The sequence below is a fragment of the Kribbella amoyensis genome, from assembly GCF_007828865.1.
In the GTDB taxonomy this organism is placed as follows: domain Bacteria; phylum Actinomycetota; class Actinomycetes; order Propionibacteriales; family Kribbellaceae; genus Kribbella; species Kribbella amoyensis.
In genome coordinates, this window is the sequence record NZ_VIVK01000001.1 from 2,488,993 (window position 1) to 2,502,113 (window position 13,121).

9 protein-coding genes are annotated in these 13,121 nt (G+C 70.9%); 6 read left to right on the plus strand and 3 right to left on the minus strand.

Annotated elements, in window-relative coordinates; translation table 11 throughout:
* Positions 1-133: 133 nt before the first annotated feature.
* Entirely contained in the window at positions 134-2,095 is a 1,962-nt protein-coding gene (locus FB561_RS11910; protein ID WP_238334776.1) for a DUF1906 domain-containing protein, read from the plus strand.
* A gap of 22 nt (positions 2,096-2,117) precedes the next feature.
* Here the strand turns inward: FB561_RS11910 and FB561_RS11915 are convergent, their stop codons facing one another.
* Both FB561_RS11915 and FB561_RS11920 read right to left on the minus strand, forming a co-directional pair.
* Entirely contained in the window at positions 2,118-4,214 is a 2,097-nt protein-coding gene (locus FB561_RS11915) for a bifunctional polysaccharide deacetylase/glycosyltransferase family 2 protein (RefSeq protein WP_145806026.1), read from the minus strand.
* 56 nt (positions 4,215-4,270) lie between these two features.
* The gene (locus FB561_RS11920; protein ID WP_145806028.1) at positions 4,271-4,747 is read right to left on the minus strand and encodes a hypothetical protein; all 477 of its coding nucleotides are present in this window, start codon (positions 4,745-4,747) and stop codon (positions 4,271-4,273) included.
* Between the two features lie 151 nt (positions 4,748-4,898).
* On the opposite strand from FB561_RS11920, the gene glgX reads away from it, so the two are divergent.
* The 4 genes from glgX (at position 4,899) to FB561_RS11940 (ending at position 11,576) form a co-directional block, all read left to right on the plus strand.
* Positions 4,899-7,016 (plus strand): glycogen debranching protein GlgX, encoded by a 2,118-nt coding sequence (gene glgX / locus FB561_RS11925; RefSeq protein ID WP_145806030.1) that lies wholly within the window; start codon positions 4,899-4,901, stop codon positions 7,014-7,016.
* Complete coding sequence (gene treY / locus FB561_RS11930; protein ID WP_145806032.1) at positions 7,013-9,451, plus strand: malto-oligosyltrehalose synthase; 2,439 nt, start codon at positions 7,013-7,015, stop codon at positions 9,449-9,451. The genes glgX and treY overlap by 4 nt, the downstream gene beginning before the upstream one ends.
* Positions 9,452-9,454: 3 nt before the next feature.
* Positions 9,455-11,206: a malto-oligosyltrehalose trehalohydrolase gene (gene treZ / locus FB561_RS11935; RefSeq protein WP_145806034.1), complete on the plus strand. Its 1,752-nt coding sequence runs from the start codon at positions 9,455-9,457 to the stop codon at positions 11,204-11,206.
* Positions 11,207-11,399: 193 nt separating this feature from the next.
* Positions 11,400-11,576 carry a hypothetical protein gene (locus FB561_RS11940; RefSeq protein ID WP_238334777.1) on the plus strand — a complete coding sequence of 59 codons (177 nt, stop codon included), beginning with the start codon at positions 11,400-11,402 and terminating at the stop codon, positions 11,574-11,576.
* Position 11,577: 1 nt separating this feature from the next.
* On the opposite strand, the gene FB561_RS11945 is transcribed toward FB561_RS11940, so the two are convergent.
* Entirely contained in the window at positions 11,578-12,351 is a 774-nt protein-coding gene (locus tag FB561_RS11945) for an endonuclease/exonuclease/phosphatase family protein (protein WP_170284638.1), read from the minus strand.
* 124 nt (positions 12,352-12,475) lie between these two features.
* On the opposite strand from FB561_RS11945, the gene FB561_RS11950 reads away from it, so the two are divergent.
* A complete protein-coding gene (locus tag FB561_RS11950; RefSeq protein WP_145806040.1) occupies positions 12,476-13,114 on the plus strand; it encodes a LysE family translocator in 639 nt (212 codons plus the stop codon).
* Positions 13,115-13,121: the final 7 nt, after the last annotated feature.

Sequence of the window (13,121 nt, forward strand, 5' to 3'; positions counted from 1 at the left end):
AAGCGCCGGGGCGGCCGGCGGTGAAATACTCACGCTCGGCCGCTTCGGAGCTGTGAGGAGATTGCTTGTGAGGCTGTGGAAAGTTGCCCTACCCGTAGCGGTTCTTGCGACGGGGGTACTCCCTGCGCAAGCCGTGAGTGAGCAGACGGTCTCGTACCGTGGTTACCAGGTGACCGTGCCCGCCGACTGGCCGGTGGTCGACCTGGCGAAGGACCCGACGGCATGTGTCCGGTACGACCGGCCGGCCGTCTACCTCGGCACCAGCACGGCCCAGGCCGACTGCCCGGCGCACCTGGTCGGCCGCAGCCGGGGCCTCGTCCTGGAGCCGCTGACCAAGGCACCGCGCTCGACCGACGGCGAGCTGCAGCGCGGCATCGAGGACGCCGGCGTCCTGGCCACCGCGTACTACGCGCCCGGCGGAGCGACCGCCGCACGGCAGGTCCTCGACACCGGCCGCGTCACCACCAAGACCAGCCGCCTGGCCCAGCCGAAGGCCACCGCCGCGACCCCGACCGTGGTCGCGACCGGCAGCCTGCTCGGCGGCTTCGCCTTCGACACCTGCGCCGCGCCGAGCCAGTCGGCGATGGACGCCTGGCTGTACCCGAACTCCGGGTACAAGGCGGTCGGCATCTACATCAGCGGCAACGTCCGAGGCTGCGCCCAGCCGAACCTGACTCCGTCGTGGGTCAGCACCAACGCGGCGAAGGGCTGGCAGTTCCTGCTGATCGACGTCGGCCTGCAGGCACCGTGCGGCCCGTACTCGGCGGAGAAGAAGATGTCCGCCGACCCGGCCACCGCGCGAGCCCAGGGCCGGACCGCCGCAGCCAACGCGGTCAGCTCCGCACAGGCACTCGGGTTCGCCCAGCGCAGCGCGATCTACAGCGACATCGAGGCGTACACCTCGACCGCCTCCTGCAAGGCTGCCGTGCTGTCGTACCTGAGCGGCTGGACCCTGGAGCTGAACACCCGTGGCTACGTCGGCGGGGCGTACGTCGGTGCCGCGTCCGGTGGGGTCGACCTGTCGAGCGCCTACAACGACACCGCGTACACCCGGCCGGACAACCTGTGGTTCGCCCGCTGGAATATGGTCACCAACACGACCGACGACAGGTACATCCCGGCCGCGTACTGGACCAACCGGCAGCGCGTGCACCAGTACCAGGGGGACCACGACGAAACGCACGGCGGCGTGAAGATCAACATCGACAGCAACGCCGTCAACCTCACCGCACCGCCTGCTCCGGTGACCGGGTTCGACGCGGTCGGGCAGTACTCCACGGCGACGCTGCGGTGGACCGTACCGACCGGGACCCAGCTCGGCCAGGTCATCGTCCGGCGCAACACCGGGACCACCCCGCCGCCGCTGCCGAACGTCGGCACGTCGGTGTACGCGGGGACCGGGAGCTCCTTCACCGCGACCGGGCTCGCGAACGCCACCAGCTACGCGTTCCGCGCCTGGGTGAAGGACAGCAGCGGCAAGATCGGCCCGGGGGTGGACACGGTCCTCGTCGGTACCGGTTCGACGATCGCGGCCAGCGTGCCGTCCGTGTCGTACGGCGGCGCCGTCACCCTCTACACCCGCGCCACTCGCAAGGACAACGGCGCGTCGCTCACCGGCGTCCCGCTGTCGTTGTACGCGCGGGCCAAGAACAGCTCCACCTGGCGTGAGGTCGCCCGGGTCACCTCGGACGGGACGGGTCAGGCCAGCTCGGTGCAGAAGCCGACCGTGTCCACGGTGTACGCGTGGGGCTACAACGGGTCGACCGACCTCCTCGGCTCCCGGAGCGGCAACGCCACCATCGAGGTCCGCCCGACCATCACCGCCAACCTGGCCCCGGCGGCGATCAAGCTCGGCGCGACCACGACGTTCTACGGGTACCTGCGGCCGCAGCACCCGGGCACGACGGTCTACCTGCAGCGGCTGACCGGCCCGAACTGGCCGACGGTCGCGACCAGCAAGCTGAACAGCACCGGCAACTACGGCTTCTCGATCAAGCCGACGGCGCGCGGCAACCACTACTACCGCGTCGTCTGGCTGGCAGACGCCGACCACGCCACCACGGTCAGCGCCACCAAGTCGGTCGCGGTGAGCTAGGACCCGCCGGACGACCTGGCCGTCAATTGCCGACGCCGGCCAGGTCGTCCGCTGGTCCGCTCGGGGTCCGCAGACTGCCGTACCGCTCCATCCGCTGCCACCGCAGCCGGCTGCCGGCGACAGCGGTGAACACGGACTGGATCACCACGAGGTACATCAGCTGCCGGTAGACGAACTGCTGCAGCGGGAGGCTCCACAACGGCCCTGGTCGTTCCCCGTCGAGGCGGAACGCGTACAGCCCGAGCCCGGCCTGCAGGGCCAGGAACGCGGCCCACAGACCGATGATCCGCCACGGGTCGAGGAACACCAGGCCGTAGATCGCGAACACGTCGACCACCGGGGCCAGCAGCGGCAGCAGGACCTGGAACAGCAGCAGGTACGTCAGGCCGCGGCGCCCGAGCTTCCCCGACTGGCCCCGCTGGACCCACGCACCGCGGTGCTTCCACATCGCCTGCAACGTGCCGTAGCACCACCGGTACCGCTGTCGCCAGAGCGCACCGACTGACGCCGGCGCCTCGGTCCAGGCGATCGCGCGCTCCTCGTACACGACCCGCCAGCCGTCGCGGCACATCGCCATCGTCAGGTCGGTGTCCTCGGCCAGGGTCACGTCGCTCAGTCCGCCGATCCGCTCCAGCGCGCTGCGCCGGAAGCCGCCGATGGCACCCGGGACGGTCGGCATGCACTCGGCCAGGTCGAACAGCCGCCGGTCCAGGTTGAACCCGACCACGTACTCGATGTGCTGCCACCGGCCGAGCAGGCCGCCCCGGTTCCCGACCTTGGCGTTCCCCGACACCGCGCCGACCGACGGATCCGCGAACGGCTGCACCAGCCACCGCACGGTGTCCGGCTGGAACACCGTGTCGCCGTCGACCATCACCACCAGGTCGCACGACGCGGCCCGCAGCCCGGTGTTGAGCGCGGCGGGCTTCCCCGCGTTGGCCTGCCGGATCACCTGCACCCCCGGCAGGGCCAGCGACTCCACCAGATCGGCTGTCCCGTCGGTCGAGCCGTCGTCGACGACTATCACCTCGACCGGGTGGTCCGAGGCGACCAGCGATCGCACGGCCGCCTCGATCCCGGCTCGTTCGTTGTACGCGGGGACAATCACGCTCACCGGCTCGGTCACCGGTAGGCCGTCGCCCCACACCCAGTCACGCTGCCGGGCATGCCGCCGGGCCGCCACGACCGTGGTCAGGGCTCGCAGCACGCTCAGGGCGCCGGCCGCGAGCAACAGCCAGGTGATCACCGCCAGCGTCGCGTCACTGGCCCGGAGCGCGCCGATGACCGCCAGGCCCCGCGCGCGCTCGACGGTGCTCGCCGGCTGGACCGGTTCCGGCAGCGCGACCGCGTCGCTGACCGTCGCGAACCGGAAGCCGCGGGCCTTGGCCGCCGGGATGAGCTTCCCCAGGGCGGCGAGCGTCTGCGCCCGGTCGCCGCCGGCGTCGTGCATCAGCAGTACCTGACCTGCGGTCCCTCGGGGGGTCGCGTTGGCAACGATCCGGTCGACACCCGGCTTGCGCCAGTCCTCGCTGTCCAACGTGCTCAGCACGGTGAGGTACCCGGACGCGCGGGCGGCCCGGATCGCGGACCAGTCGGTGTCGGTGAGCGCGTCGGCCGTGGACGAGTACGGCGGCCGGAGCAGCGGCGTACTCACTCCGGCCGCACCGGCCAGGATCAGCTGGGTCTGCCGCAACTCCAGCGAACGGCGCCAGCCGGCCGCGGTACCGAGGTCCGCGTGGGTGAAGGTGTGCACGCCGATTTGGTGGCCTTCGGCAACGATTCGGCGGGTCAGGGCAGGCTGGGCGGCGACCTCGGTCCCGACCACGAAGAAGGTGGCCCGGATCCGCTCCCGGCGGAGCAGGTCGAGGATCCGCGGCGTCCAGGTGGGGTCCGGACCGTCGTCGAAGGTGAGCGCGATCGTGCGCGGCTTCGGCCGGACCGAGCGGTCCCCGGCCGGCGCCGCGTCGATCACGGGACCACCCGAACTGATCTGGGCCGGTACGGTCGTCCGCCCGCCGGTGACCGCCCGCTCACCGTCGGGTGTGGTGCCGAAGAGGTGGTGGGTGTAGCCATGCAGGCCCAGGGCGCCGCACAGGCAGATCAGCAGGATGCTCAGCACGACCCAGTGCGTACGGAGCGGTGCTCGTCGTGCCCGCCGGGCGGGTGGGCGCGAGCTCACGGTTTCTGCGGTGACTTGGTGCGTCCGGGCGGGGTCTCCGGCCGGCCGCGGGACGGCGTCCTGGTCGCGGCCGGGTTGGTCGGCGCGACAGTGGGCGGGCCCGCCGTGGGCACCGTTGTCGGCGCGGAGGTCGGCGCCACGGTCGGCGGACGCGTCGGTGCGTCAGTCGGCTGTGTCACGTCGGTCACGGTCGTCGTCTTGGCTGTCGAGATCGGCCGAGTCGGGGTGGTCCGCGGCTCGGTCGCTGTCGGGGTGGGCGTCGGACGGACCTTCGGGCGATGTTCCGACTGCGGTCGCGGTTCGCCGGGCAACGGGATCAGCGGGGTGTCCAGGCGCGGCCCGCCCAGGACGCTGCTGCCGAGCAGTACCAGGTACACCAGCGCGGGCACGGCGACGACCGCACCGGCGATTTTCGCCCGGTGACGGCGGCGTCCGGACGAGTCGACGAACACCGGTTCCGAGGACGTCTTCACAAGCGCGGGATCCTACCGGCGATCGCTGCCTACTCAACAGTCCGTCCAGCTCCGGACCGAATCGTCACCCGGCGTACCGGCCAGGTGAATTCCCGGTACCGAAACACGCCACCGTTCCTCGGTTGGGGGTGGGGGTGGCTACTGTCATGAGGTGCAGAAATGGCCTGGTCGTCCCTATCCCCTCGGAGCCACGTACGACGGCTCCGGTACGAACTTCGCGGTGTTCTCGGAGGTTGCCGAACAAGTTGACCTGGCCCTGATCGGGGACGACGGGTCGGAGCAGTTGGTCCAGCTGACCGAGGTGGACGGCTTCGTCTGGCACGCGTACCTGCCGGCCGTCCAGCCGGGACAGCGGTACGGGTTCCGCGTGCACGGGCCGTACAACCCGGCCGAGGGGCACCGGTGCAACCCGTCGAAGCTCCTCCTCGACCCGTACGCGAAGGCGATCGACGGGCAGGTGGACGGGGACGAGTCGCTGTTCAGCTACCGGTTCGCCAAGCCGGCCGAGCTGAACACGATGGACAACCGCGGGCACACCATGTTGTCGGTCGTCACCAACCCGTTCTTCGACTGGGGCAACGACCGGCCGCCCGGCCATGCGTACCACGAGACCGTGATCTACGAGGCGCACGTCAAGGGCCTCACCAAGACCCATCCCGGGCTGCCCGAGGAGATCCGCGGCACCTACGCCGGGATCGGGCACCCGGCGATCGTCGAGCACCTGCAGGAGCTCGGCGTCACCGCGATCGAGCTGATGCCGGTGCATCAGTTCGCGCAGGACGGGCACCTGCAGGAGCGAGGCCTGTCCAACTACTGGGGCTACAACACGATCGGCTTCTTCGCCCCGCACAACGCGTACGCGGCGAACGGCACCCGCGGTCAGCAGGTGACCGAGTTCAAGACGATGGTGCAGGCGCTGCACGAGGCGGACATCGAGGTGATCCTCGACGTCGTCTACAACCACACCGCCGAGGGGAACGAGTTCGGCCCGACGCTGTCCTTCAAGGGCATCGACAACGCGGCGTACTACCGCCTGGTCGACCAGGACAAGTCGCACTACTACGACACCACCGGGACCGGGAACAGCCTGCTGATGCGGCACCCGCACGTCCTGCAGCTGATCATGGACTCGCTGCGGTACTGGGTCACCGAGATGCACGTGGACGGGTTCCGGTTCGACCTGGCCGCGACACTGGCCCGGCAGTTCCACGAGGTGGACCGGCTGTCGGCGTTCTTCGACCTGGTCCAGCAGGACCCGGTGGTCAGCCAGGTCAAGCTGATCGCGGAGCCGTGGGACGTCGGCGACGGCGGTTACCAGGTCGGCAACTTCCCGCCGCTGTGGACCGAGTGGAACGGCAAGTTCCGTGACACCGTGCGGGACTTCTGGCGCGGTGAGAAGTACACGCTGGCCGACTTCGCGTCCCGGCTCACCGGCTCGTCCGACCTCTACCAGGACGACAGCCGCCGGCCGCTGGCGAGCATCAACTTCGTCACCGCGCACGACGGCTTCACACTCCGCGACCTGGTCTCGTACAACGACAAGCACAACGACGCGAACGGCGAGGGCGGCAACGACGGCGAGAGCCACAACCGCTCGTGGAACTGCGGGGTCGAGGGGGACACCGACGACCCCTCCGTGCTCACCCTCCGGGCCCGGCAGCAGCGCAACTTCCTCACCACGCTGCTGCTCTCCCAGGGTGTCCCGATGCTCGCGCACGGCGACGAGCTCGGCCGCTCCCAGCAGGGCAACAACAACGTGTACTGCCAGGACAACGAGCTCGCCTGGGTGGACTGGGAGCTGACCGAGCCGCAGCAGGACCTGCTGACCTTCACCCGGTCCCTGGTCCGGCTGCGCAACGAGCACCCGGTTCTGCGCCGACGCCGGTTCTTCCACGGCGACACCGGCGTCGACGGCCTCGGCGACCTGGTCTGGTTCACCCCGAACGGCACCGAGATGCAGGACGCCGACTGGCGGCACGACGAGGCCCGCGCGATCGCGGTCTTCCTCAACGGCGACGCGATCTCCGAGCCGGATCCCCGGGGCGAGCCGGTGGTGGACGACTCGTTCCTGCTGCTGATGAACAGCAACTACGAACCGTCGGAGTTCCTGCTGCCACCGAAGGAGTACGGCGAGGCCTGGACGGTGGCCGTGGACACGACGACGGCGACCGGCGGAGCGTCCGAGGACCCGCACGCGGCCGGCAGCACGATCAAGCTGGAGGCCCGCGGCACCTTGGTCCTGACCCGGCCGCGGCAGGCCGCCGGATGACGGTGCAGCGGCCGTCCCCGCCCAACCGCCCGCAGTCGACGTACCGGTTCCAGGTCAACGCGGGCTTCGGGTTCGACGCCGCGGCCGACGTGGTGCCGTACCTGCACAGCCTCGGCGTCTCGCACGCGTACCTGTCGCCGATCCTGCAGGCGGCGCCCGGTTCGACCCACGGGTACGACGTGGTCGACCACAGCCGCCTGTCCGAGCCGGCGGGCGGGCAGGCCGCGTTCGACCGGCTCGCGGCGCGGCTCGCGGACCACCGGATGGGCGCGGTCGCGGACGTAGTGCCGAACCACGTTGCCGTGCCGACCCCGGAGCGCCTCAACACGGCCCTGTGGTCCGTATTGCGGGACGGCCCCGGTTCGCCGTACGCGGACTGGTTCGACGTCGACTGGGGCGCCGGGAACCAGCCGTTGCTGATGGCCGTGCTCGGTCAGCGGATCGGCAAGGTGCTGGCCGACGGGGAGCTGTCCGTCGACCTCGACGGCGACGAACCGGTGCTGCGGTACTACGAGCACGAGTACCCGCTCCGCCCCGGGACCGAGAACCTGCCGATGGCCGAGCTGGTCACCGAGCAGTGGTACCGGCTGGCGCACTGGCGGGTCGCCGACGAGGAGCTGAACTACCGGCGGTTCTTCGACGTGGACACGCTCGCCGCGGTCCGGGTGGAGACGCGGGAGGTCTTCGAGGCCACCCACGAACTGCTGTTCCAGCTGCTGCACGAGGGCAAGCTGCACGGCTTCCGGATCGACCACCCGGACGGCCTCGCCGATCCCCGGGGCTACCTGCGCCGGCTGGCCGAGCGGACCGGCGGGGCATGGGTCGTGGTGGAGAAGATCCTCGAAGGAGACGAGGAACTCCCCGACGACTGGCCCTGCGCCGGCACCACCGGGTACGACGCCCTGCTCCGCGTCGGCGGTCTCTTCGTGGACCCGTCCGGGGCGGCCCCGCTCGCGGCGTACCACTCGGAGCTGACCGGGGAGCCCGCGGACTTCGCGCCTGTGGTCGAGCAGGCCAAGCGCGAGGTGGTCGAGCACGGCCAGTACGCCGAGGTGCACCGGCTGGTCGAGCTGCTGGCCCGGATCTGCCAGGACGACGTCCGGCTCCGCGACCACACCCGGCGCGCGTTCCACGAGGTCGTGGTCGAGCTGCTCGTGCACTTCGACCGGTACCGCGCGTACGTGGTGCCCGGTGAGCAGCCGCCGGCCGAAGCGGTGAAGGTGCTCGAACACGTGGCCGAGCTGGCCCGCCGCGACCTCGACGACGAGCAGCAGGAGACGCTCGACCTGGTCCGCGACCTGCTGCTCGGCCGGGAGGCGGGCACCGCGAGCCGGATCGACGAACAGGCCCGGCACGAACTGATCGTGCGCTTCCAGCAGACCTGCGGCCCGGTGATGGCCAAGGGCGTCGAGGACACCGCGTTCTACCGCTGGTTCCGGCTCTCGTCGCTGAACGAGGTCGGCGGCGACCCGGAGCACTTCGGCGTCTCGCCGGAGGAGTTCCACGCGTTCGCGGCCCGGCTGAACGACCGCTGGCCGCGCACGATGACCACGCTGTCCACCCACGACACCAAGCGCTCCGAGGACGTCCGGGCCCGGCTCGCCGTGCTGTCCGAGCAGCCCGCGGCCTGGATCGAGGCGGTCCGCTCCTGGCGCTCGGCCACCGAGGAGTACCGCGGTCCGCTGCTCGACGGGAGAACGGAGTACCTGGTCTGGCAGACCCTGTTCGGGACGTGGGACGACGGGCCGATCGCGGAGGACCGGCTGCAGGCCTATCTGCAGAAGGCGATGCGGGAGGCGAAGCGGCACACCAGCTGGACGTCACCGCACACCGAGTACGAGGAGAGCGTGGCCGCGTTCGTCTCGGCGGTGCTCGGTGACGCCGACGTGCTCGACTCGGTCCGGCGGTTCGCGGCCGGCCAGGCGGCGTACGTCCGGGGCGCGACGCTCGGGCAGAAGCTCATCCAGCTCACCATGCCGGGCGTCCCGGACGTGTACCAGGGCAGCGAGTTCGTCGACCTCTCCCTGGTCGACCCGGACAACCGGCGCCCGGTGGACTACCGCCGGCGGGTCGCCCGGCTCGAGCGGCTCGACGACGGGGCCGATCCGGACGGGCTGTCCGACGAGAAGCTGCTGGTCACGTCCCGCGCGCTGCGGGTCCGCCGGCAGCACCACGAGGCCTTTCAAGGCAGCTACACCCCGTTGCCCACGTCCAGCGGCCACGCGGTCGCGTTCGCCCGCGGTGGGGCCGCGATCACGGTCGCCACCCGGCTCCCGGTGGCCCTGCACCGGCTGGGTGGCTGGGGCGATTCCACGGTCGTCCTGCCCGAGGGGAGCTGGCAGGACGTGTTGACCGGCCGCTCGGTGGGTAGTGGAGCGGCTCGGATCGACGAGTTGCTGGCCGACCTGCCGGTGGCGTTGCTGACAAGGAGCTAGCCCTTGCACACCTTCACCGTCTGGGCGCCCGCAGCGTCCACCGTGTCGCTCGTACTCGTGGACGGTGCCCAGAAGGAGGCCCAGAAGGAGGCCCGGGAGATGTCCCGGGCGGACGGTGGCTGGTGGCGGCTCGAGGTTCCCGACGCCGGACCCGGGACCGACTACGCGTTCTCGGTCGACGGCAGCAACCCGATGCCGGATCCGCGCAGCGCTTGGCAGCCCGACGGGGTGCACGGGTTCAGCCGCGTGTTCGACACCGCGCAGTTCACCTGGACGGATGCGGGCTGGTCCGGCCTGGACGTCCGCGGCTCGGTCTTCTACGAGCTGCACCTGGGCACGTTCACCCCGGAGGGGACGCTGGACGCGGCCGCGGAGCACCTCGACTACCTGGTCGCGTTGGGCGTCCAGGTGGTGTCGCTGATGCCGGTCGCCGCGTTCCCGGGTCAGCACGGCTGGGGGTACGACGGCGTCGCCCTGTACGCGGTGCACGAACCTTACGGCGGACCACTGGCCCTGCAACGCTTCGTGGATCGGTGCCACGCCCTCGGTCTGGCCGTCTGCCTCGACGTGGTCTACAACCACCTCGGCCCGTCCGGGAACTACCTCGACTCCTTCGGCCCGTACTTCACCGCGAAGCACACGACGCCGTGGGGACCCGCGGTCAACCTGGACGACGAGGGATCCGTCGAGGTCCGGCGCTGGATCTGCGACAACGCGCTGCGCTGGTTCGGCGAGTTCCACCTGGACGCGCTGCGCCTGGACGCCGTGCACGCCCTCGCCGACGACAGCCCGCGGCACCTGCTCGCCCAGCTGTCGGTGGAGTCCGCCGAGCTGTCCGCCCAGGTGGGCCGTCCGCTCGGGCTGGTGGCCGAGTCCGACCTCAACGACCCGCGCATGGTCGAGCCGGTGGCCGACGGCGGCCTGGGGATGACGGCGCAGTGGAGCGACGACTATCACCACGCGCTGCACACCCTGCTGACCGGCGAGACGGCCGGGTACTACGAGGACTTCGCCGCGCCCGGGGTGTTCGCCAAGACGCTCACCCAGGTGTTCCTGCACGACGGCTCGTACTCGACCTTCCGCGGCCGGGACTGGGGCCACAAGGTGGATCCGGCACGGCACCGCGGCGCCGAGTTCCTCGCCTACACCTCGAACCACGACCAGGTCGGCAACCGCGCACTCGGGGACCGGCCCGCGCTCACCACCGGGCAGCAGGCGATCGCGGCCGCGCTGGTGATCACCTCGCCGTACACGCCGATGCTGTTCATGGGCGAGGAGTGGGGCGCGTCCACGCCGTGGCGGTACTTCACCGACCACGAGGAGCCCGAGCTGGCGGACGCGGTCCGGACCGGGCGGCGGCGTGAGTTCGCGGCGTACGGGTGGGACGCGGAGGAGATCCCGGATCCGCAGGACCCGCAGACCTGGCGGAGTTCGGTGCTGGACTGGTCCGAGCACGGCGAGTCCCCGCATCGCGAGTTGCTCGCCTGGTACCGCGACCTGCTGGCGTTGCGGGCCCGGACCGACGACCTGCGGGACGACCGGCTCGGCTCGGTGGGGATCACGGCCGGCCCGGACGGCGACTGGCTCGTAGTGGAACGCGGGTCCCTGCGGATCGTGGTGAACCTGGCCGCCGAGACCGCGGTGGTGCCGGTCGACCGCGCCCCGCGGTACGAGGTGATGACCTTCGGGACCGCCGAAGTGGGGGCCGACGGAGTCACGCTGAGCGGTCACGGCGTCGCCGTTCTCGCAGTCTGAGCAGGCCTTCCGGCCCGGCCCGGGGTCCCGGAAAGTCTGGACAAAGGTCCCGAAATCGGCCGTCAGAGTCCGTTTGTCGGTTGGGTACCGGTGGAATCGCTTGTGTAGCGGGACCCCGGTGACGGACTGTTGAACAGCCAGCAGGAGCAGTAGCCGGGGGAAACGGGAGGACACAACTGTGACAGTCGGAGGCGTGGACACCTACTACGACTACGAAGAGAAGCAGTGGAAGAGCAGGAGGCTGGGGGGCGGCCCGATCCGCCGCGGCCCGGTCTGCCCGGCGCCACGCACGGTAGAGCACCAAGCGGACCGGCGCGCGGCCGGCCGTGAGCACGGCAAGGACGACAAGGCCAGACCGGTCCTGAGCTGACCTACCACGGAGCGAGGTCGGTGACGACGGCGAAGTGGTCCGACGGGAATACCCCGCCGACCGGTTCGCCGACCAGGAAGACCCCCTCCGTCCAGAAACGCTGGCCGGTACCGCCAGAACTTGTCAGCACATAGTCGATCCGCCGGTCGAGCTGCTTCGTCGCCTCGACCGGCGCTTCGGGATGCCGCGAACTCAGCGTGACGGCATCCTTTTCACCGCTGCCCTCGGCCCAGGTGTCCACACTGACAGCAAGGAGGGGCCGCAGCTCTTCACTGTCGGGCGCCGCGTTGAGATCGCCGAGCAGCACTGCGGGCTGCGGGAGCGAGCCCACCAGCGCCGCGAGTGCCTGGGTTTGCGCGAGGTGGTCGTCGGCGTAGGCAGGCTCCCACTCGGTACACGTGACCACGGCCTGGAACGGCGTCCGCGGATGGTCGATGGTCGCCAGCAGGGTCGTCGGCCGGAACCGATGCCGGGCCGGCAGCAGCACCCGGCGTACTGACCGGATCGGCCAGCGGCTGAGCAGGGCGAGCCCGAGTTCGACACCCTCCTGGTCCGGGGACTCGGCCGGGTCAGGCCGCGGCGGCAGCGACGGACCGGCATATGCCGAGTGCAGGCCCAGAGCGTCGCCGAGCTGGCGGGCTTGTGAGCTGGTGGTGGTTCGCCAGGACTCCTGCAGGCCGACCAGATCCGGCTCGAGCCGACGCAGGGTCGTGAGGATCCCGGCCTGGCGGTCACGCCAGGCCGGGCCGAAGCGCCACCAGACATTCCAGGTCATCGTTCGCATACGAGCCCGGTACCCGCCGATGCGAAGGTATGCGCCGTCTCGGACCGTGGAAAGTGCCCACGGTGACGGCGGCGGGCGGCTACTCTCAGTTCCTCTGGGGAACTGAGGAGGAAGCATGATCAGCTGGACCGCCGCGGCCGGAATCGCCGTGATCGCCTTCGGCCTGGTGGTGACGCCGGGGCCGAACATGATCTATCTGGTGTCGCGCTCGGTGTCGCAGGGCCGCCGGGCCGGGCTGATCTCGCTCGGCGGGGTGGCGGCCGGCTTCCTGGTGTACCTGGCCGCGGCCGCGGCCGGGATCGCGGCCGTGTTCGCGCTGGTCCCGGAGCTGTACCTGGCCCTCAAGCTGGCCGGCGCCGGGTACCTCGGCTGGCTGGCCTGGAAGGCGTTCCGGCCCGGCGCCTCGTCGATCTTCACGCCGGCCGAGCTCGCCCCGGACCGGCCCCGCAAGCTGTTCGGGATGGGCCTGCTGACCTGCCTGCTCAACCCGAAGATCGCCATCCTGTACGTCTCGCTGCTGCCCCAGTTCGTCGACCCGGGCCGCGGCCACGTCGGCCTGCAGAGCTTCCTGCTCGGCCTGGTCCAGATCGTCGTCGGGATCGCGATGAACGCGCTCTTCGTCTTCACCGCCGGTTCCCTCGGCACCTTCTTCCGCCGCCGCCCGGCCTGGCTGCGCATTCACCGCTACCTGACCGGAACGGCGCTGGCCGCCTTCGCCGTCCGGCTCGCCGTGGAACGCCCGCATCCCGCCTGACGACCTG